Origin of the sequence: Enterobacter cloacae complex sp. 372C4 (assembly GCF_050030615.1) — a bacterium.
In the GTDB taxonomy this organism is placed as follows: domain Bacteria; phylum Pseudomonadota; class Gammaproteobacteria; order Enterobacterales; family Enterobacteriaceae; genus Enterobacter; species Enterobacter intestinihominis.
The window spans coordinates 2,181,976-2,201,513 of sequence record NZ_JBLGUQ010000001.1 but is presented as its reverse complement, the minus strand read 5'-3'; the positions used below and the strand labels follow the sequence as shown (position 1 = coordinate 2,201,513).

The window sequence follows — 19,538 nt, the reverse complement described above, 5'->3', positions numbered from 1 at the left end:
AATCAAAACATCCCCTGCCGACGCGATGCGTTGAGCAAGGATCGAAATTCATCAGTCGTGTTTGTTCATTTTTGGGGGGCGCTCCTGAGGGCGAAATTTAACGGGAACAAGAATAACGGCAATGCGCCGCCCATTTCAAGGTTAAATTTTCACCAGCGCTATTGCCCGAGCGTAAAAAACCCGCCGAAGCGGGTCTCACAATCAGATAAACGCAAACGCATCGCCAAACAGACGATCTTCCCGCGCGTCACGCTCGTTGCAGAACAGGTCGCGGGCAATTTTCGCCATTTCAAAGCGACCGGCAATGTAGATATCGTGCCCGGCCAGCGTTCCGTGATCCTGCAATACCGCAGTCAGCACCGTGCCGCTGCGCCCGCGCCAGCCCTCTTCCGGCTGCTCGACGACCGGCTCGATGCGCAGGTTTGGATGATTGACGCTCAGCGCTTCCAGCTCAGACAGATCGTAAAGGTGCTTCTCTTCACGGCCGCCCCAGTAGATGGTGATATCGCGATTTGGATTACGCGCCAGCGCCGTCAACAGAATAGAGCGGACATAGGAGAAGCCTGTACCACCGGCAATCAGGATCAGCGGACGGTCTTCGTCTTCACGCAGCCAGGCCTCGCCATGAGGAATATCGACCACGATTTCACGCTCTTTCAGGATGCGATCCATCACGGCCATCGCGTACAGGTTAAGCTCAGACGCACCAATATGCAGCTCAATAAATTCCTTCTCTGCTGGCGTTGAGGCCATAGAGAAAGGACGCTTATCACGCTCGTCCATCACGACCATCAGGTACTGACCGGCACGGAATGAGAATGCCGCTTCAGGAACCAAACGGACGCGATATACGGTGTCGGTAATAGCATCTACCGACGTCACTTTACAGCTTAAGGTTGTCATTCGCTCTCTCTGTCGGGAAGTCTATAGGGCTAAACGGTCTTATTCTGCCTTACCGTTATTCATTATGGCCAGCTCGTCCCAGATCGCGTCAATTCGCGCGGTCACGGCAGGATCTTTTTCGATCGGGCGACCCCATTCACGGTCGGTTTCGCCAGGCCATTTGTTCGTGGCATCCAGTCCCATTTTTGAACCAAGGCCGGAAACCGGCGAGGCAAAGTCCAGATAATCAATCGGCGTGTTTTCCACTAACACCGTATCACGCGCCGGATCCATACGCGTGGTGATGGCCCAGATGACGTCATTCCAGTCGCGGGCATTGACGTCATCATCGCAGACAATCACAAACTTGGTATACATAAACTGGCGCAGGAAAGACCATACGCCCATCATCACGCGCTTAGCGTGACCGGCATACTGCTTCTTCATCGTCACCACCGCCAGGCGATACGAACACCCTTCCGGCGGCAGATAAAAATCAACAATTTCCGGGAACTGCTTTTGCAGGATCGGCACGAACACTTCGTTCAGCGCCACGCCAAGTACCGCCGGTTCATCCGGTGGGCGGCCAGTGTAAGTTGAATGATAAATGGCATCTTCACGCTGGGTAATGTGCGTGACGGTGAATACCGGAAAGTTATCCACTTCGTTGTAATAGCCGGTGTGGTCGCCGTACGGCCCTTCGGGTGCCAGCTCGCCCTGTTCAATGTAACCTTCCAGCACGATCTCTGCGCTGGCTGGCACTTCCAGGTCATTGGAGATGCACTTCACCACTTCGGTTTTGGTGCCGCGCAGCAGCCCTGCAAAGGCATATTCCGACAGCGTATCAGGAACAGGCGTCACCGCGCCCAGAATGGTTGCCGGATCGGCACCCAGCGCGACGGAAACCGGGAAGCGTTCGCCCGGATGGGCCGCGCACCACTCCTGGAAATCCAGCGCGCCACCGCGGTGGGACAACCAGCGCATGATGAGCTTGTTCTTGCCAATCAGCTGCTGGCGATAAATGCCGAGGTTTTGACGCTCTTTATGCGGCCCACGCGTCACGGTGAGGCCCCAGGTAATCAGCGGTGCGGCATCTTCAGGCCAGCACTGCATGATGGGAATTTTGGTCAGATCAACTGCATCGCCTTCCAGCACTATTTGCTGGCATGGCGCGCCGCGCAGGCGTTTGGTGGGCATATTCAACACCTGCTTAAACTGCGGCAGCTTGTCGAACAGGTCGCGGAACCCTTTTGGCGGCTCCGGCTCTTTCAGAAAGGCCAGCAGTTTGCCCACTTCACGTAACGCCGTGACATCTTCCTGCCCCATGCCCATCGCCACGCGGCGAGGTGTGCCAAACAGGTTGCACAGTACCGGCATGGCGTAGCCTTTTGGGTTTTCAAACAGCAACGCCGGGCCGCCCGCGCGCAGGGTGCGGTCAGCGATTTCTGTCATTTCCAGATACGGATCAACAGGAAGCGTAATGCGTTTGAGTTCGCCCTGCTTTTCCAGCAGCGCCAGGAAGTCGCGTAGATCGTGGTATTTCATGCAGTTAATCATGGCCTCTCTGTAAGCGCTTCATTATACGGCGTAAGACCGCGTGATGCTGTAATTTTGTTAAATTAGCGTGAACTTCCACGACTTACTCTCTTTTTCGCCATTATAATCACCTTAGCGATCCCGCCAGGGTTTTGGTATGCTTGCGCCCCGAACAATGGGAAGAGTGATTATGCAGGCCTGGTATTTACTGTATTGCAAACGCGGGCAACTTCAGCGCGCACAGGAACATCTTGAACGTCAGTCTGTTAACTGCCTGACGCCCGTGATCACGCTTGAAAAAATGCAGCGTGGAAAACGCACGACCGTCAGTGAGCCTCTGTTCCCGAACTATCTGTTCGTTGAGTTCGACCCCGAAGTGATCCACACCACGACGATCAGCGCCACGCGCGGCGTCAGCCATTTTGTGCGTTTTGGCGCCCATCCGGCAAGAGTACCGTCATCGGTTATTCATCAGCTCTCTGTCTACCAGCAGCCTGAAGATATTACCGATCCGGAAACCCCTTATGCCGGGGACAGCGTGGTGATCACCGAAGGCGCTTTTGAAGGGTTACAGGCCATCTTCGCTGAACCAGACGGTGAAGCGCGTTCTATGCTGCTGCTCAACCTGCTGAACAAAGAGGTGTTGCAGAGCGTTAAAAACACCGATTTCCGCAAAGTTTAGAACTGCACGCCGAACAGACGACGCACGTTGTCATCGGTTTGGGCTGCCAGCCACTGCGCATCTTCCCCGCGCCAGTACGCCACTCGCTCAGCAATGTGTCCCAGATAAGCCGGTTCGTTACGTCGTGATGCCGGTTTGGGCTGCATATCCCGGGGCAACAGATACGGCGCATCCGTTTCCAGCAACAAACGATCGGCCGGGATTACGGATAACAGCTCGCGCAGCCCCAGCCCACGACGCTCATCGCACACCCAGCCCGTGATACCCAAGTAAAGCCCGCGGTTCAGGCAATCCAGCGCTTCCTGACGGGAGCCCGTAAAGCAGTGCAACACCGCGCCTGGCAGTTTCTCCAGCCAGGGGTCCAGTAGCGCCAGAAAACGTTCATGCGCATCGCGACAGTGCATAAACACCGGCATCCCCAGCTCTGCAGCCAGCGCGAGCTGGGCGGTAAATGCCTTCTCCTGCTCTTCAGGCGTCGAGAAGTTACGGTTGAAATCAAGCCCGCATTCGCCAATGGCAACCACTTCTGGCGTAGCCGCCAGACGATGAAGCGCCTCAGCGCTTTCATGCGTACACTGGCTGCTGTCATGAGGGTGCACGCCTGCGGTGGACCAGCAGTGTTGATAGCGTTGCGCCAGCTGCCGTGCCTGCTCACTCTCATGCAGATTTGTTCCCGTCAGTAACAGCCCGTTCACGCCGGCGGCAAAGGCGCGCGCCACCACCTCATCGCGGTCTTTCGCAAACTGGGCGCTGGTCAGGTTAAGCCCGATATCAAACATACGTATCCCCATATGACAACCGCCCTGACGGGCGGTTGGTTTTATTCTTTAGTGGTCTCTTCAGACGGCTCGTCTTCTTCGTCCCGGGTACGCCCCTTTCCGACGTAGAAACGAGCGAAGAATACGCCGACTTCAAACAGGCAGTACATGGGTATCGCCAGTAAGGTTTGCGAGAAGACGTCCGGTGGCGTTAACAGCATACCTACGACAAATGCCCCCACCAGGATGTACGGGCGCTTCTTACGCAGATCGTCAGGCGTGGTCACCCCCACCCAGCAGAGCAGGACAATCGCGACGGGCACCTCGAAGGCGACACCAAAGGCCATAAACAGCGCCATAACGAAGCTGAGGTAGCTGGCGATGTCCGTCGACACCTGTACCCCTTCCGGCGCGGTATGCGTCAGGAAGCCGAAGGCCAGCGGGAAGACAACGAAGTAGGCGAACGCCATACCGATATAAAACAGCAGCGAACTGGACACCAGCAGCGGAATAACCAGCTTGCGTTCATGCCTGTACAGCGCGGGTGCCACAAATGCCCAGACCTGATACAAAATGACCGGCGCAGAGGCAATCAACGACACCCAGAAGGTCAGCTTGATCGGGGTAAAGAACGGCGAAGCAACGTCCGTTGCAATCATCGTTGCGCCCAGCGGCATCTGCTTAATCAGCGGTGCGGAAACCACCTGATAGATATCGTTGGCAAAATAGACCAGACATAAAAAAATGAGGAAAACCGCAATAATGCAGTTTAACAGACGCTTACGCAGCTCAATGAGGTGCGTAATCAGCGGTTGAGTATCATCTACTGCCATGTTTACGCTTTATCACTCGACGAGGGGGATGATTCGGAAACGGGCGCGGCGGGTTTTACCTCAGCCGTTTTGACCACGGGCTCTTCCGGCGGCACCTGCTTTTTCACTTCGGGCTCCTGCGGCGATTGCTCTGGCGAAGCAGCCTGATGTTCCGCGCTGGAAGGCGTCACACCCTCGCGCTGCTCTTCGCTGCCCTTCACCACCGGATTATGGATGGTGTTTGCTTCATCACTCGCCTTCTCAGGATCGTTAACGCTGTATGAGCGCTTCATGGATTCAGCCGCTTCGCGCAACTCATCCATGGATGCTTTCAGCTCCGGCGTCAGGTTGTCCATGCTCGCCTTTTCAACCTTTTTCAGGCTGTCCTGAAATTCCTGAAGCTTCAGTTCCTGCGCCAGCTCGTTCTGCACGGTCGTTGCCAGCGAACGGAGCGCACGCACCCAGCCCACGACAGTTTTTACCGCAACGGGTAAACGCTGCGGCCCCAGCACAATCAAACCAATCACAAAGACCAGCAGTAACTCACCAAAACCAATGTCGAACACGAATTACACCTGCTCTTTATCGTGACGTTTGGCCTCTTCCTTTTTGGCTTCGTCCTGCTTATCAGCGATAGATTTAGCGGTAAAATCAGCGTCCTGACCGCTTTTTTCCTGCTTATTCTCATCATCGCTCATGGCTTTCTTGAAGCCTTTGATTGACGCGCCCAGGTCGGAACCAATTGATCCGAGTTTTTTCGTGCCGAACAGCAGCACAACGATGACGGCAATGATCACTAACTGCCAGATACTGATACCACCCATGCGTGTTCCCCAGTGATAGATGATTAATTAGTCAGATCGCATTATACGTATGCAATCCCTCGATAGCGACGCTAATTCAGCGTGTTTTTTGCCAGCCAGCAAGCCAGACAACCACACCGGCAGCCATAATCCAGGCTGGCATCATTTCCCAGTCCGGACGATTGATCAACAGCAACGTGCCGCTTATCAGCAGCGTCGCGCCAATTCCGAAGAGATAGCGGGACTGCCCCTGACGCACGCGACTGGATTGAAGCTCGTGCGCGATTTTATCCATGCTGTGCTGAAGGTTCTTGCTCTGACGCAAACTGTCGTAAACCAGTTCAGGAATTTCTGGCATTTTTTCAATCCAGAACGGGCCTTTCTCTTTAAGCGAGCGAACCAGGGCTGGAATACCGACCTGATCCTTAATCCAGGATTCGAGGAACGGTTTCGCGGTTTTCCACAAGTCTAACTGAGGATAGAGCTGGCGGCCTACGCCCTCAACGTAAAGTAATGTTTTCTGAAGTAAAACTAATTGTGGCTGCACTTCCATATTAAAACGGCGTGCCGTATTGAACAGGTTGAGCAGAACATGCCCGAAAGAGATCTCTGAGAGCGGCTTTTCAAAAATTGGCTCACAGACGGTACGGATCGCAAATTCAAACTCTTCCACGTTGGTATCTGGCGGAACCCAGCCTGAATCCACGTGCAGTTCGGCCACCTTACGGTAGTCGCGATTGAAGAAAGCGATAAAGTTCTCGGCGAGATAACGCTTATCCTCTTTATTCAGCGAGCCGACAATACCGCAGTCGATGCCTATGTACTTCGGGTCTTCCGGGTGCTCATAGCTGACGAAAATGTTGCCGGGATGCATATCAGCATGGAAGAAGCTGTCGCGGAAAACCTGAGTAAAGAAGACCTGCACGCCGCGCTCGGCCAGCAGCTTCATGTTTGTGCCCTGTTTTTCCAGCGCTACCACGTCCGAGACCGGGATGCCGTAGATACGTTCCATCACCATCATGTTCTGACTGCAATAGTCAGAATAGACTTCAGGAACATACAGCATCGGGCTGTCTTCAAAGTTTCGACGCAGCTGAATGGCGTTCGCCGATTCACGCAGCAGGTTAAGTTCATCGATGAGCGTTTTTTCGTATTCCCGTACCACTTCCAGCGGACGCAGACGGCGGCCATCCGGCAACAGACGCGGCACCCAGCGAGCCAGGCGATAGATCAGCTTCATGTCCGCTCTGATAACCGGCAGGATATCCGGGCGAATCACCTTAATGACCACCTCTTTGCCATTTTCCTTCAGGCGCGCGGTGTGAACCTGCGCAATAGAGGCAGAGGCCAGAGGCTGAATGTCGAAATCATCAAACCAGGTCTCGATGGGGATATTGCCCATCGCTTCTTCGATTTGTTTCTTCGCTCTCTCTCCGTCAAACGGAGCGACGCGGTCCTGCAATAGCGCGAGCTGATCGGCAATCTGCGGCGGGAAAAGGTCGCGACGCGTTGAGAGCATCTGCCCAAACTTGATCCAGACCGGTCCCAGCTCCTGCAACGCAAGACGCAGGCGTGCGCCCAGCTCCTGATCCTTATGGCGATTCGGCATCCAGAACAGCGTGCGACGCCAAAGCCGAAGCGGCAGGGTAATACGCATTCTGGGGATAAGCTCGTCGAGCCCGTAGCTCAAAAAGGTGCGAACGATAAAATAGAGGCGCCGAATTTCACCAGGCGTCATTTGCCCTCCAGTTTTTCCAGCCGTTTGGTTAACGCATCAACTGCGCGCTCAACTGCCGCGGTCTCTTCTGCAAACCAGGCGACTTCTAAAGGCCCAGGCGCCATACGCCACTCTTCGGTCAGCACCTCGGCAGCATAGCGCTGTTGACGGAGCAGGCCTTTACGCAGGAAAGTGGAACCCGTGCGCAGCGTTTTGCTTATCCCTTCAGCCGCGATGTCGCCGATATAGGGCGCCAGCAGTTCCGCGGGGTCAAATTCAGCCTGATCGCTGAGTGCAACGAAGTTCTGTACTACCTGAATATCGCCCTCGACCTCCAGCTCACCGCTGCGAATAAGCGCCGTCATCTGCTGACGGTCACGCAGTTTTGGCAATACGCTCATGTGCGTAATCACCGAGCAGTCAGCCTCGCCTTCCCACTCCCCCAGAACGTCAAGCTGGCGTTCGCTGAAGACCAGCACAAGCGGCGTCGAGAACTCTTTTAAAACGATACGCAGCACCTTTCCGTTAAGCCGCTGACGTGCGGTTTTCAGCGCCGGGGCGCGATACAGAAAGGCATTCAGTACATTCTCGATGCCTGCGGTGACTAAGGGTTTAATGGGCACGGGAAACCTCCACTCAGAACTTGTAACCACGATGCAGCGCGACGACACCCGCCGTCATATTGAAGTATTCCACGTTTTCAAACTCCGCATCCTGCATCATCGCTTTCAGCGTGTCCTGATCCGGGTGCATTCGGATGGATTCGGCCAGATAACGGTAACTTTCTGCATCGTTTGCCACCAGCTCGCCGATGCGCGGCAGAACGTGGAAGGAATAGGCATCGTAAGCTTTGCTCAGCGGGTCGATAATCGGTTTAGAAAACTCGAGTACCAGCAGTCGGCCGCCCGGCTTCAGCACGCGGTACATAGAGCGCAGCGCTTTATCTTTATCGGTCACGTTACGCAGGCCGAAGGAGATGGTGATGCAGTCGAACGTATTGTCCGGGAACGGCAGCGCTTCGGCGTTGGCCTGAACATATTCAACGTTGCCTACCACGCCGATGTTACGCAGCTTTTCGCGTCCCATTTTCAGCATGGAGTCGTTGATATCTGCCAGCACCACGCGACCGGTTTCGCCAACCAGACGGGAGAATTTAGCGGTCAGATCCCCTGTGCCGCCGGCTAAATCCAGCACCTTTTGTCCACGGCGCACGCCGCTGCAATCAATAGTGAAGCGCTTCCACAAGCGATGAATGCCAAACGACATCAAATCATTCATCACATCGTACTTCGCCGCCACGGAATGAAATACGTGGGCCACCATGTCAGCTTTCTGCGCTTTGGCGACAGTCTGAAAGCCAAAGTGCGTTGTGTCTTGTGAATCGTCAACCATCTCAGAGCCTGCTAATCAGTCAAATGTTCGTGAAGTGTAACAGATTGGGCGCATTTGCCCTACGTTTCAACCACCGTGAAAGAAACGCGCCGACTGCGCTTCGGGGGATAAACTCGCCGCTAACCCATTGTCTTCATTGCGGCTATTTTGCTCACCATCGCCTTCACGCAGACGAAACTCTTCGTCCTGAGCCGTAGCCTGCTCCACCAGTTCCGGATTAATCTCGCGTTTAACTTCCACCCCCAGGCTGCGAAACGCCTCCGCCTGCGCCAGCAAATTGCCGCGCCCGGAGGAGAGTTTTTTCATTGCCTGGCGGTAGTTATCCTGCGCGCGATCCAGGCTTTGCCCCACCGAGGACATATCGTCCACAAACAGCCGCATTTTGTCGTACAGCTTGCTGGCGCGATCGGCAATCTGCTGTGCGTTTCGGCTTTGGTGCTCATAACGCCACAGGTTGGCAATGGTACGTAACGCCACCAGCAGCGTGGTGGGGCTGACCAGCATAATGTTATTTTTCAGCGCTTCGGTGATCAGTTCGGGCTGTCTGTCGAGCGCCAGCAGGAAGGCTGGCTCAACCGGAATGAACATCAGCACATAATCCAGCGATCGCAGCCCCGGCAACTGTTGATAATCTTTTCTGCCCAGCAGACGGATATGGTTACGCACGGAGGCGATATGCTCCTGCAACGCTGTTTCGCGGGTATAGTCATCTTCCGCGTTGAAGTAGCGCTCATAGGCCACCAGCGTCATTTTGGCGTCGATAACCACATCTTTGCCCTGCGGCAGACGAACAATGACATCCGGCTGCATTCGCGAGCGCGCATCGTTTTCAATGCTGACCTGCGTTTCGTATTCGTATCCTTCACGCAGGCCAGAGGCCTCCAGCACGCGCGTCATGACCACTTCGCCCCAGTTTCCCTGCGCTTTGTTATCACCTTTCAGTGCGCGCGTCAGGTTAACCGCCTCCTGAGCCATCTGCGCATTCAGCTGCTGGAGATTACGGATCTCATGCGCCAGCGTGTGGCGCTCGCGAGCCTCCTGACCAAAGCTGTCCTGCACCTGACGGCGAAAGCCGTCCAGCTGTTCACGCAGCGGCGTCAGCAGGCTGTTCAGGCTCTGGCGGTTCTGCTCATCCACGCGGCGATTGCTGTGCTCAAAAATGCGGTTCGCAAGGTTCTCAAACTGCTCGCTAAGACGCTGCTCGCTGTTGATCATCTGACGGATTTTGTCTTCGGCGTGCAGTTGGGTGGATTCAAGGCGGGTGGTCACTTCCCGGAGATCGGCCTCCAGCGAGGTGTTAATGTCGCGCAGATTGCGCAGTTCGTTATTGAGCAGTTCACACTCATCGCGCCAGTGGTCACACAGCGCAAGCTGTTGTTTCGTCGCGCTGAGTTCGGCGACGATCTCTTCGCGCTCTGCCAGCTGATCGGCTTTCTGCTGAGCATGTTGGTAGCCGCAAATGAGCCAGCCAATCCCCACGCTCACCAGCGCAACTACCGCATAAACCAGGATTGAGATATCCACAATGCCCCCTGCATCCACGTGTAACCCGCACAAAATAGAATTGTGCTGTATGAACGTCCAGTTTGAAAGGGTTTTCCTGCGAGGCGTTACGCAAAAAAGAAAGGCCGAGCATGTCGGCCTTTTAGCACTGAAGAGAGAATTAGATCAGACGGCGCGCCGCTTCAACCACGATTTTCACCGCATGGCTTTCAGTCTGCTTCATGGTTTCAGCGTTCGGGATCTCCTGCTGGGTACGGTTGACGATAACGCCCGCCACCATACCGGCACGCAGACCCTGGCTTGCGCACATGGTCAGCAGCGTCGCAGATTCCATTTCGTAGTTCATGACGCCCATCGACTGCCACTCTTCCATTGAGCCTTTGAAACGGCTCACCACGCGACCAGAGAAGGTGTCGTAACGCTCCTGGCCCGGGTAGAAGGTATCGGATGATGCCGTGACGCCCACATGGGTGGTGGCGCCCACGGATTTCGCCGCTTCAACCAGTGCGGTGGTGCATTCGAAATCAGCCACTGCCGGGAATTCCATCGGTGCAAAGTGCAGGCTTGCCCCGTCCAGACGCACGGATGCGGTGGTAACCAGCACGTCGCCCACGTTGATGTGCGGCTGAATGGCGCCTGTGGTGCCAATGCGCAGGAAAGTACGAATGCCCAGCTGTGCCAGCTCTTCAACGGCGATAGAGGTAGACGGGCCACCGATACCGGTAGAGCACACGATCACCGCTTTACCGTCCAGCTCTGCGCGCCAGGTGGTGAATTCGCGATGCGCTGCCAGCTTAACCGGCTTATCCATCAGCGCGGCGATCTTTTCCACACGCTCAGGATCGCCAGGGACGATAGCAAGCGTAGCCCCTTGTAAATCGTTTTTAGTGAGGCCGAGATGAAAAACATCAGACTTAGACATAGGTGACTCCTCTGTGGGTCGGTTTGTCAGAAGAAGTAAAACGGTACTTTACAGAAGCAATGTGCATTATTTCGTGACACACCTCACCATGAATGAAAATGATTGCAGTTAATTTCCATAAAATAGTGATTCACATCACATTAACAAGTTATATCGCCGGGTGCTGCACAAAAGATAGACGCTATAAGGCACTGTGGGTTGTTAACCTGGTGTCTATATTTATCTTTGCGCTAATCCATTCATTGGTACGGAGAATGCCATGACTGAAAAAACCGGTTTTGCACCTGCTGCGGCCCCGCATGCTTCAACCATCGTCTCAACCCCTGAAGAGGCCATTACCGCAGGCGAGACCTCCATTCCCTCCCAGGGAGAGAACATGCCAGCGTACCACGCGCGGCCAAAATCCGCCGATGGCCCGCTGCCCATCGTGATCGTGGTGCAGGAAATATTTGGCGTTCATGAACATATTCGCGACCTCTGCCGCCGTCTGGCGCTGGAAGGTTACCTGGCCGTTGCGCCGGAACTCTATTTCCGTCAGGGCGATCCGAATGATTACAGTGACATCCCGACGCTGTTCAGCAACCTGGTCAGCAAAGTGCCGGACGCGCAGGTGCTGGCCGATCTCGACCACGTTGCCAGCTGGGCAGCGCGCAACGGTGGCGATGCGCATCGTCTGATGGTGACTGGCTTCTGTTGGGGCGGACGCATTAGCTGGTTGTACGCCGCGCATAACCCGCAGCTAAAAGCGGCCGTGGCCTGGTACGGCAAGCTGGTGGGTGAAAAAACGCTGAATTCACCGAAGCAACCTGTTGATATTGCCACGGATTTAAATGCGCCTGTGTTGGGGCTCTATGGCGGTCAGGATACCGGGATCCCGCTTGATACGGTCGAGACCATGCGCCATGCGTTGCGCGCAGCAAACGCGAAGGCGGAAATTGTGGTGTATCCGGAAGCCGGGCACGCCTTTAATGCCGATTATCGTCCGAGCTATCATGCGGAATCGGCGAAAGATGGCTGGCAGCGGATGCTGACATGGTTTAGCCAGTACGGCGGGAAAAAAGCGTAAAAGCAAAAAGCCCGGTGGCGGCTACGCCTGACCGGGCCTACATTTCATCAAGCCTGACGCAAATTCTGCGCCGCCTGCACCATGTTCGCCAGCGCCGCGCGGGTTTCAGGCCAGCCACGGGTTTTCAGGCCGCAGTCCGGGTTTACCCACAGACGTTCCGCCGGGATGCGCTGGGCCGCTTTTTGCAGCAGCGATTCAATCCACTCCACGCTTGGCACATTCGGGGAGTGAATGTCGTACACGCCCGGCCCGATTTCGTTCGGGTAGTCGAACTCTTCGAACGACTCCAGCAGTTCCATGTCTGAACGCGAGGTCTCGATGGTGATCACATCGGCGTCGAGCGCGGCAATGGAGTCCATGATGTCGTTAAATTCGCAGTAACACATGTGGGTGTGGATCTGCGTATCGTCCTTCGCGACGGCCGCGTTGAGGCGGAACGCCTCCACGCCCCACTGTAAGTAAGCATCCCAGTCGCTGCGACGCAGCGGCAAACCTTCACGCAGCGCAGGTTCGTCGATCTGAATGATGCCAATCCCGGCCGCTTCCAGATCCGCAACTTCATCGCGCAGCGCCAGGGCGATCTGTTTGGCGATGGTTTCCCGGGTTACGTCTTCACGCGGGAACGACCAGCAGAGAATGGTCACCGGACCCGTCAGCATGCCTTTTACCGGTTTGTCGGTCAGAGACTGGGCATACTTCGCCCACTCCACGGTAATCGCTTCCGGGCGGCTGACGTCGCCGATTACCACCGGCGGCTTCACGCAGCGGGAGCCGTAGCTCTGCACCCAACCGTTCTGGGTAAAGACAAACCCGTCCAGGTGCTCACCGAAGTATTCCACCATGTCGTTACGCTCGGCTTCACCGTGCACCAGCACGTCCAGACCTAAACGTTCCTGCTCGATAATCGCCTGTTTGATGTGTTCCGCAATACCGGTGCGGTAGTGATTCGCATCCAGATTGCCCTTTTTGAAGTCCAGGCGCAGGCTGCGGATCTCGGTAGTCTGCGGGAAGGAGCCGATTGTCGTGGTCGGCCACGCGGGCAGGTTAAAGCGCGCACGCTGGGCTTCGGCGCGCACTTCATACGGGCTCTGGCGCTGGCTGTCCCGGGCGGTGATGGCCGCCAGACGTTTTTCCACTGCCGGGTTATGCACGCGCGTCGAGTGACGGCGCGCCTGAATCGGAGCGCTCCAGTCGCTAATCGCTGCCGTGTCGCCGCTGTTCAACGCGTCGCGCAGCAGAGCCAGCTCCTCACACTTTTGCAGGGCGAAGGCAAACCAGCTTTTCACCTCAGGGTCGAGTCGGGTCTCCACGCTCAGGTCAATCGGGCTATGCAGCAGGGAACAGGAAGAGGCCACCCACAATTCACGTTTACCGACTATGTCTTTAATTTGTGCATATTTCTCGGTGAGATCGGCACGCCAGACGTTACGACCATTCACCAGACCGGCAGAGAGCAGCCAGTCCACTGGCAGACGCTTGTGCAACTCTGCTACATCGTCTTTGCCGTGAACGAGGTCAACGTGCAGACCCTGAACCGGCAGCGCGGTAATGGTTTTCAGGTTCGGCGTGACGCCTTCGAAGTAGGTGGTCAGCAGCAGCTTCACCTGCCCGGTGAGCGCGTTATACGCCGGTTTGAAGGCGTCCAGCCACGCCTGCGGCAGCTCAAGCACCAGCGCCGGTTCATCGATTTGCACCCACTGAATGCCGCGTTTGCCCAGCTCAATCAGCACCTGCTTATAAACCGGCAGAATGTCGTTCAGCAGGCTGAGGCGGTCGAACTGTTCGCCTTTCACTTTGCCCAGCCACAGGTAGGTTATCGGCCCCAGCAGCACGGGTTTCACCTGGTGACCCAGCGCCAGCGCTTCGTCCACTTCATCCAGAAGCTGGGTCCAGGTCAGTTTGAACTGCTGGCCTTTAACGAACTCCGGCACCATATAGTGATAGTTGGTGTTGAACCACTTGGTCATTTCCGCCGCCGCCGCTGGCTCACCCGTTGGCGCGCGGCCACGGCCGATGCGGAACAGGGTATCGATATCCACCGATCCATCGTTGTTCTGATGACGAGCCGGCACGTTGCCAAGCAGCAGGCTGGTGGTCAGAACATGGTCGTACCAGGCGAAATCGCCCACCGGCAGCAGGTCAATGCCCGCCTGTTTTTGCTGATCCCAGTGACGCGCGCGCAGCTCACGTCCCACCGCCAGCAGTTCTTCACGGGTGGCGTTACCTGCCCAGTAGCTTTCTTGCGCTTTTTTTAGCTCGCGACGCAGGCCAACGCGAGGGAAACCGAGGGTGTGAGTGCGGATTGTCATGGTATGCCCCTTGTGAAATTCGTTATTTAGACGTCCAGATGTTTACACATCTATAATTGGCAGGTACTGTATATTCCTCAAGCGCAAAATGTTCATGGCGAAGTGAAGGACTTTCATGATCGAGATAAAACACCTGAAAACGCTACAAGCGTTGCGGAACTGCGGTTCTCTTGCGGCGGCAGCGGCCACGCTGCACCAGACTCAGTCTGCCCTTTCTCACCAGTTCAGCGATCTGGAACAACGCCTCGGCTTTCGTCTTTTTGTGCGTAAGAGCCAGCCTTTGCGCTTTACGCCGCAGGGCGAAATTTTGCTTCAGCTGGCGAACCAGGTGCTGCCGCAGATTGCCAGCGCGTTGCAGTCCTGTAACGAGCCGCAGCAGACCACCCTGCGCATCGCCATTGAGTGTCACAGCTGTATTCAGTGGCTGACCCCCGCGCTTGAGAATTTCCGCCAGAAGTGGCCGCAGGTGGAGATGGACTTCAAGTCCGGCGTCACGTTTGATCCGCAGCCGTCGCTTCAGCAGGGTGAGCTGGATCTGGTGATGACCTCAGATATTCTGCCGCGCAGCGGTCTGCACTATTCGCCAATGTTTGATTTTGAGGTGCGTCTGGTGCTGGCCCCGGACCATCCGCTGGCCGCCAAAACGCGTATCACGCCGGAAGATCTGGCAACGGAGACGCTGCTGATTTACCCGGTACAGCGCAGTCGTCTGGATATCTGGCGCCATTTCCTGCAACCCGCGGGCATCAGCCCACAGCTGAAAAGCGTGGATAACACGCTGCTGTTAATTCAGATGGTGGCGGCCAGAATGGGAATTGCGGCGCTGCCGCACTGGGTGGTCGAGACGGTTGAACGCCAGGGTCTGGTGGTTACCAAAACCCTGGGTGAAGGACTGTGGAGCCGGCTGTACGCCGCCGTGCGCGACGGCGAGCAGCGTCAGCCGATTACGGAAGCGTTTATTCGCTCAGCGCGGAACCACGCGTGCGACCATCTTCCGTTTGTGCGGAGCGCGGAGCGACCCAGCGGCGATGTACCCACAGCGAAGCCAGGATCACCGTTCCCCCAATAAGGAAACTCGGCCAGTGCGGCTGTTCCTGCCAGATGGCGAGGTTCACCAGTAGCCCCGCCGGCACGTGCACGTTGTTCATGATCCCCAGCGTTCCGGCGTCTACCTGCGTCGCGCCGTAGTTCCACATAAAGTAGCCCAGCCCCGAGGCCACCACGCCCAGCCAGACCAGAACGCTCCACTGCACGGTGGTGGTCGGCAGCTTTTGCGGGTTGCCGAGCATAAACCATGCCGCAATCGCGACAATCGCCGCGCCCATATAGAACCACGCAAACGCGTTATGCTGCGGCATCGGGCGGGTCTCCATGAGGCGTTTGTAGCCCACCATCCCGATGGCGAAGCTGATATTGGCGAGCTGGACGAACATCAGCCCGGTCCAGAAGTGATCGCTCACCTTGTCATAGCGAATTATCGCCGCGCCAATGACTGCCAGCGCCGCGCTCAGCAGATATCCCCAGCGCAGGCGGCGCCTGCTGAGCAGGTCGTAAATCAGCGTGATATAGAGCGGCGTGAGCACGGTAAAGAGCAGAAATTCCGAGACGGAGAGGTAGACGTAAGCCCGGAAGCTGAACAGGTACATGATGCCGAGCTGCATTGCGCCCACCAGCATATACAGCAGAATGGTTTTCAGCGATTGCCCGCGGGTACGCAGGAACGGCAGGAACACCAGCGCCGCCAGCCCCACACGCATCAGCACCGAAAAGTAGCTGTCGACCGATCCGGCAAGGTATTCGCCAATCAGGCTAAAGGAGAAGGCCCACAGGATAGTGGTGATAATGAGTAGCGCCACAATGCTTGTCTCTCAGAAAGAAGGAGAGGCATTGTAGCGAACTCTTTAGTTGACATCTGAACAATAAGCAATCAAATGAAGATTATTCAAGGAACAGTTTGCGCAAATACTTAGGTACCGCGTTGTCTGCGTTGGTGCCAATCACTTCCAGCTCCGGGTGCAGATCTTTCAGGCGCTGGTGCGCGTTCTGCATGATGCAGCCTTTGCCCGCCATGGAGAGCATCTCGGCATCGTTCATGCCATCGCCGAACGCGATGCAGTCTTTCAGATCAAAGCCCAGACGCTTCGCGACCGCTTCCAGCGCGTGACCTTTGGACACCCCGCCCGCCATCACTTCCAGACAAGTCAGCGTGGAGAAGCTCACGTTCACGCGGTCTCCCCAGCGGGCGTTGATCGCCTGCTCCAGCGGAAGCAGCGCTTCGTGACTTTCGCAGGTAAAGAACACCTTGCTGATCCCTTCAGGATCCAGCAAACCCGGTTCATACAGGGAGTAGTTGAAGACGGCTTCCTTGAAGAAACGCATTTCGTCCGGGCGATGACGGTTCATAAACCACTCGTCGTCGCGATAAACGTTAGTGACGATATCCGGGTTGTTATGCACAATGCCGAACAAATCAGTGGCGATGTCGCGATCGAGATTGTGGGTAAAAATCAGGTTGCCGTCCGTGTCGTGTACGCGCGCACCGTTGGAGGTGATCATGTACGACTTGATCTCCAGGTTATCGCGGATCTGCCCCACGTCCACGTGGTGGCGGCCGGTGGCGAACACAAAGTTCACGCCACGGGCAGTCAGGAGTTTTAAGGTCTCTTTCGCATAAGGCGACAGGGTGTGGTCGGGGGAAAGCAGCGTGCCATCTAAATCAGATGCAACAACCTGGTACATAGGGATTTCAACCTCTGGTGGAAAACAATAATCAGTTATGCCTGTTGAAAAATTCAACAATGGCGTTGAGCGCGACTGAGCGCATAGCGTCCTTTTCAAAAAGGATCTCATGGTACGCACCGTTGATGACCAGCGGTTTACCCCCTTCACAGGGATGGCCCGCCGCGGCGCGAAGTTCACAATAGCGGTCATGCATGCGGTTATCCACCACACGCTCTTCTTCCGCCTGGATCAGGAGCGTCGGCGTCTCATCATCGCCTACGCCCGCCAGCACCTGCTCACCGGCATGAATACCTTCCCGCACCCAGTGCCAGGTGGGGCCGCCGACCCGTAGACGCGGTTCATCAGCATAAAAACGCAGGTTGCGGCGATAACGCTGCCGACTGTGGGTTAACACGTTGATGGCAAACGGCAACGCCCGCCAGCGTCCTGTTCCGATGGCATAGCCTTCACGAATGCGCTGATGGCCCTCAGCCCAGTCGAGAAGATGGCGCACCATCCAGTCAGGAAAACGAATCACAATGCCGTACATCGGCGCGGTCAGCGCAATGGCGTCGCACTGGTGCTTATGGCGCTGCAAAAACAACGTCGAGATCGCGCCCCCCATGGAGTGGGCAAGAATATAACGCTTGCGCCACGGTCCGGGCTGCACTTCCTGCTGCCAGAACGCGGCCAGATCGTCGACGTAATCGCTGAAGTTATCCACGTGGCCGCGATGGGTATCCGGCAGCATCCGGCCGGATAGCCCCTGCCCGCGATGGTCGATAATTAACACATCAAAGCCCAGATGGAACAGGTCATACGCCAGCTCGGCATATTTGATATAGCTTTCGATGCGCCCGGGGCAAACCACAATCACCCGGTCATTTTTTTCATCATGGAAACGAACGAAGCGTACCGGGATATCCCCGACGCCCATAAACTCATCTTCCTCACGCTGGCGCCAGAAATCGGTCAGCGGCCCCATGGAGAAAGCAGCAAATGCGTTTTCTCGTGTTTCCCAGTCCTTTTTCTGCTGAAACATTGGGTTTCCACCCCCCGTAATTCAGGGAATATCGTTTTTTTCGTCACCGGTCACAAAATGACTCAACAATAGCGTATTGTGGCATAAAAACAGACGATCCGGGAGTTTCAAATGACCTTCGAGTGGTGGTTCGCTTACCTGCTGACATCCATCATCCTCAGCCTTTCACCTGGCTCGGGCGCAATCAACACCATGACCACCTCCATTAATCACGGCTATCGCGGCGCGGCGGCGTCAATTGCCGGTTTACAGACAGGGCTTGGCATTCACATTGTGCTGGTGGGGATTGGTCTGGGCACGCTGTTCTCCCGTTCGGTACTGGCCTTCGAGGTGCTGAAATGGGCTGGCGCAGCGTATCTTATCTGGCTGGGCATTCAGCAGTGGCGCGCCGCAGGCTCGATTGATCTGCATACGCTCTCCCGGACGCAAACACGCGGCCACCTGTTTAAGCGCGCGGTATTCGTTAACCTGACCAACCCGAAAAGCATTGTGTTCCTCGCCGCCCTGTTCCCGCAGTTTATCGTGCCGCATCAGCCCCAGGTGATGCAGTACGTGGTGCTGGGCGCGACCACCATTATTGTCGATATCATTGTGATGATTGGTTACGCGACGCTGGCGCAGCGAATTGCGGCGTGGATCAAAGGGCCTAAGCAGATGAAGGCCCTGAACAAAGTCTTTGGTTCGCTGTTTATGCTGGTTGGCGCGCTGCTTGCGTCAGCGCGTCATGCTTAGCGAGAAATGATGAGATGAATGCCGAAGCCGGCGAACAGTGCGCCGGCAAAGCCGTCGATCCACTTCGCGATGCGCTGGTAGCCGCGACGCATCGCCGGTAAAGCAAACAGGCTTGCCACAACGGTAAACCAGGCGAACGTCTCAACAACGATTAGCAGGAAGATCCCCCAGCGCGCGCCCGCACCGACGTTATCTCCTACAAACAGCGAGAACACAGAGCCGAAGTAAATAATCGCTTTCGGGTTCGCCAGGTTAGTCAGCAGCCCTTTCACAAAGCTACGGCCGCCCGTTGCCAGCTCAACCTTTGGCTCTTCCGGCTTTTTCTCTTCTTTCTTCAGCGCCCCGCGCAGCATCTGGTAGCCCATCCAGCACAGGTACAGACCGCCGCCAACCATGATGATGTTATGCAGCCACGCCATTTTCGCCAGGATCAGGTTCAGACCAAGCAGCGCAACCGCCGCCCAGACCATAACGCCCATGGTGATACCGAGCACACCCATCATCGCCTCTTTGCGGGAGCGGCTGACGGCCGTTTGTGACACGAAGAAGAAGTCAGGGCCAGGGCTCATCAGCGCAACGATGTGAACTAACGCCACGGTGAGAAATAGCATTAACATAATTAGCTCGCGGGGAAATAATGTAGTGAGTCATCATCCTGGCA

Annotated in this window: 20 protein-coding genes; 4 read left to right on the top strand and 16 right to left on the bottom strand. The window is 56.1% G+C overall.

Features of this window, described 5'->3' with window-relative positions; genetic code table 11:
• Window positions 1-201: 201 nt before the first annotated feature.
• Together fre and ubiD are read right to left on the bottom strand one after the other, a co-directional pair.
• A complete protein-coding gene (gene fre, locus ACQG11_RS10615; RefSeq protein WP_003860778.1) occupies window positions 202-903 on the bottom strand; it encodes an NAD(P)H-flavin reductase in 702 nt (233 codons plus the stop codon).
• 39 nt (window positions 904-942) lie between these two features.
• Entirely contained in the window at window positions 943-2,436 is a 1,494-nt protein-coding gene (gene ubiD, locus ACQG11_RS10610; protein WP_100248966.1) for a 4-hydroxy-3-polyprenylbenzoate decarboxylase, read from the bottom strand.
• A 172-nt stretch (window positions 2,437-2,608) separates the two neighbouring features.
• Here ubiD and rfaH point away from each other — a divergent pair, with 172 nt between their 5' ends.
• Window positions 2,609-3,100, top strand: coding sequence for a transcription/translation regulatory transformer protein RfaH (gene rfaH / locus ACQG11_RS10605; protein WP_032626529.1), 492 nt, complete (start codon window positions 2,609-2,611; stop codon window positions 3,098-3,100).
• On the opposite strand, the gene tatD is transcribed toward rfaH, so the two are convergent.
• The 9 genes from tatD to udp all read right to left on the bottom strand — a co-directional run bounded on the left by tatD (window position 3,097) and on the right by udp (window position 11,007).
• Window positions 3,097-3,879 carry a 3'-5' ssDNA/RNA exonuclease TatD gene (tatD, locus tag ACQG11_RS10600; protein ID WP_426728356.1) on the bottom strand — a complete coding sequence of 261 codons (783 nt, stop codon included), beginning with the start codon at window positions 3,877-3,879 and terminating at the stop codon, window positions 3,097-3,099. The two genes, rfaH and tatD, sit on opposite strands and share 4 nt — an antisense overlap.
• A gap of 41 nt (window positions 3,880-3,920) precedes the next feature.
• Complete coding sequence (gene tatC / locus ACQG11_RS10595) at window positions 3,921-4,691, bottom strand: Sec-independent protein translocase subunit TatC (protein ID WP_022646678.1); 771 nt, start codon at window positions 4,689-4,691, stop codon at window positions 3,921-3,923.
• A gap of 2 nt (window positions 4,692-4,693) precedes the next feature.
• On the bottom strand, window positions 4,694-5,236 hold the full coding sequence (gene tatB / locus ACQG11_RS10590; RefSeq protein WP_022646677.1) for a Sec-independent protein translocase protein TatB: 543 nt from the start codon (window positions 5,234-5,236) through the stop codon (window positions 4,694-4,696).
• Between the two features lie 3 nt (window positions 5,237-5,239).
• Entirely contained in the window at window positions 5,240-5,494 is a 255-nt protein-coding gene (gene tatA, locus ACQG11_RS10585) for a Sec-independent protein translocase subunit TatA (protein WP_022646676.1), read from the bottom strand.
• A 76-nt stretch (window positions 5,495-5,570) separates the two neighbouring features.
• Window positions 5,571-7,211 carry a ubiquinone biosynthesis regulatory protein kinase UbiB gene (ubiB, locus tag ACQG11_RS10580; protein ID WP_022646675.1) on the bottom strand — a complete coding sequence of 547 codons (1,641 nt, stop codon included), beginning with the start codon at window positions 7,209-7,211 and terminating at the stop codon, window positions 5,571-5,573.
• Entirely contained in the window at window positions 7,208-7,813 is a 606-nt protein-coding gene (gene ubiJ, locus ACQG11_RS10575) for a ubiquinone biosynthesis protein UbiJ (RefSeq protein ID WP_022646674.1), read from the bottom strand. Before ubiJ ends, ubiB begins: the two co-directional genes overlap by 4 nt.
• Window positions 7,814-7,826: 13 nt before the next feature.
• Window positions 7,827-8,582: a bifunctional demethylmenaquinone methyltransferase/2-methoxy-6-polyprenyl-1,4-benzoquinol methylase UbiE gene (gene ubiE / locus ACQG11_RS10570; protein ID WP_022646673.1), complete on the bottom strand. Its 756-nt coding sequence runs from the start codon at window positions 8,580-8,582 to the stop codon at window positions 7,827-7,829.
• 66 nt (window positions 8,583-8,648) lie between these two features.
• Window positions 8,649-10,106 (bottom strand): DNA recombination protein RmuC, encoded by a 1,458-nt coding sequence (gene rmuC, locus ACQG11_RS10565; RefSeq protein WP_023299053.1) that lies wholly within the window; start codon window positions 10,104-10,106, stop codon window positions 8,649-8,651.
• Window positions 10,107-10,245: 139 nt separating this feature from the next.
• Window positions 10,246-11,007: a uridine phosphorylase gene (gene udp, locus ACQG11_RS10560; RefSeq protein ID WP_003860792.1), complete on the bottom strand. Its 762-nt coding sequence runs from the start codon at window positions 11,005-11,007 to the stop codon at window positions 10,246-10,248.
• 259 nt (window positions 11,008-11,266) lie between these two features.
• On the opposite strand from udp, the gene ACQG11_RS10555 reads away from it, so the two are divergent.
• A complete protein-coding gene (locus ACQG11_RS10555) occupies window positions 11,267-12,073 on the top strand; it encodes a dienelactone hydrolase family protein (RefSeq protein WP_023299052.1) in 807 nt (268 codons plus the stop codon).
• A 47-nt stretch (window positions 12,074-12,120) separates the two neighbouring features.
• On the opposite strand, the gene metE is transcribed toward ACQG11_RS10555, so the two are convergent.
• Window positions 12,121-14,382, bottom strand: a complete 2,262-nt coding sequence (gene metE, locus ACQG11_RS10550; RefSeq protein ID WP_023299051.1) for a 5-methyltetrahydropteroyltriglutamate--homocysteine S-methyltransferase — start codon at window positions 14,380-14,382, stop codon at window positions 12,121-12,123.
• Between the two features lie 115 nt (window positions 14,383-14,497).
• On the opposite strand from metE, the gene metR reads away from it, so the two are divergent.
• Window positions 14,498-15,451 (top strand): HTH-type transcriptional regulator MetR, encoded by a 954-nt coding sequence (gene metR / locus ACQG11_RS10545; RefSeq protein WP_015570000.1) that lies wholly within the window; start codon window positions 14,498-14,500, stop codon window positions 15,449-15,451.
• On the opposite strand, the gene ACQG11_RS10540 is transcribed toward metR, so the two are convergent.
• The 3 genes from ACQG11_RS10540 to pldB form a co-directional block, all read right to left on the bottom strand.
• Window positions 15,339-16,238 (bottom strand): carboxylate/amino acid/amine transporter, encoded by a 900-nt coding sequence (locus tag ACQG11_RS10540; protein ID WP_045309031.1) that lies wholly within the window; start codon window positions 16,236-16,238, stop codon window positions 15,339-15,341. The genes metR and ACQG11_RS10540 overlap by 113 nt on opposite strands.
• 82 nt (window positions 16,239-16,320) lie before the next feature.
• Entirely contained in the window at window positions 16,321-17,121 is an 801-nt protein-coding gene (gene yigL, locus ACQG11_RS10535; protein ID WP_023299050.1) for a sugar/pyridoxal phosphate phosphatase YigL, read from the bottom strand.
• A 31-nt stretch (window positions 17,122-17,152) separates the two neighbouring features.
• Window positions 17,153-18,145 carry a lysophospholipase L2 gene (gene pldB, locus ACQG11_RS10530; RefSeq protein ID WP_150312215.1) on the bottom strand — a complete coding sequence of 331 codons (993 nt, stop codon included), beginning with the start codon at window positions 18,143-18,145 and terminating at the stop codon, window positions 17,153-17,155.
• Window positions 18,146-18,256: 111 nt separating this feature from the next.
• Between pldB and rhtB the strand changes: the two genes are divergently transcribed.
• Entirely contained in the window at window positions 18,257-18,877 is a 621-nt protein-coding gene (gene rhtB, locus ACQG11_RS10525; RefSeq protein WP_006812363.1) for a homoserine/homoserine lactone efflux protein, read from the top strand.
• Here the strand turns inward: rhtB and rhtC are convergent.
• Window positions 18,874-19,494 carry a threonine export protein RhtC gene (gene rhtC, locus ACQG11_RS10520; RefSeq protein WP_006179256.1) on the bottom strand — a complete coding sequence of 207 codons (621 nt, stop codon included), beginning with the start codon at window positions 19,492-19,494 and terminating at the stop codon, window positions 18,874-18,876. The two genes, rhtB and rhtC, sit on opposite strands and share 4 nt — an antisense overlap.
• Window positions 19,495-19,538 lie beyond the last annotated feature (44 nt).

Bases quoted from the DNA above. Each gene is read 5' to 3' on its own strand.
- ubiE (WP_022646673.1), bottom strand. From the start codon at position 8,582: ATGGTTGACGATTCACAAGACACAACGCACTTTGGCTTTCAGACTGTC.
- ACQG11_RS10555 (WP_023299052.1), top strand. From the start codon at position 11,267: ATGACTGAAAAAACCGGTTTTGCACCTGCTGCGGCCCCGCATGCTTCA.
- rfaH (WP_032626529.1), top strand. From the start codon at position 2,609: ATGCAGGCCTGGTATTTACTGTATTGCAAACGCGGGCAACTTCAGCGC.
- fre (WP_003860778.1), bottom strand. From the start codon at position 903: ATGACAACCTTAAGCTGTAAAGTGACGTCGGTAGATGCTATTACCGAC.
- ubiB (WP_022646675.1), bottom strand. From the start codon at position 7,211: ATGACGCCTGGTGAAATTCGGCGCCTCTATTTTATCGTTCGCACCTTT.
- tatA (WP_022646676.1), bottom strand. From the start codon at position 5,494: ATGGGTGGTATCAGTATCTGGCAGTTAGTGATCATTGCCGTCATCGTT.
- rhtB (WP_006812363.1), top strand. From the start codon at position 18,257: ATGACCTTCGAGTGGTGGTTCGCTTACCTGCTGACATCCATCATCCTC.
- rhtC (WP_006179256.1), bottom strand. From the start codon at position 19,494: ATGTTAATGCTATTTCTCACCGTGGCGTTAGTTCACATCGTTGCGCTG.
- pldB (WP_150312215.1), bottom strand. From the start codon at position 18,145: ATGTTTCAGCAGAAAAAGGACTGGGAAACACGAGAAAACGCATTTGCT.
- tatC (WP_022646678.1), bottom strand. From the start codon at position 4,691: ATGGCAGTAGATGATACTCAACCGCTGATTACGCACCTCATTGAGCTG.
- yigL (WP_023299050.1), bottom strand. From the start codon at position 17,121: ATGTACCAGGTTGTTGCATCTGATTTAGATGGCACGCTGCTTTCCCCC.
- udp (WP_003860792.1), bottom strand. From the start codon at position 11,007: ATGTCTAAGTCTGATGTTTTTCATCTCGGCCTCACTAAAAACGATTTA.
- metR (WP_015570000.1), top strand. From the start codon at position 14,498: ATGATCGAGATAAAACACCTGAAAACGCTACAAGCGTTGCGGAACTGC.
- metE (WP_023299051.1), bottom strand. From the start codon at position 14,382: ATGACAATCCGCACTCACACCCTCGGTTTCCCTCGCGTTGGCCTGCGT.
- tatD (WP_426728356.1), bottom strand. From the start codon at position 3,879: ATGTTTGATATCGGGCTTAACCTGACCAGCGCCCAGTTTGCGAAAGAC.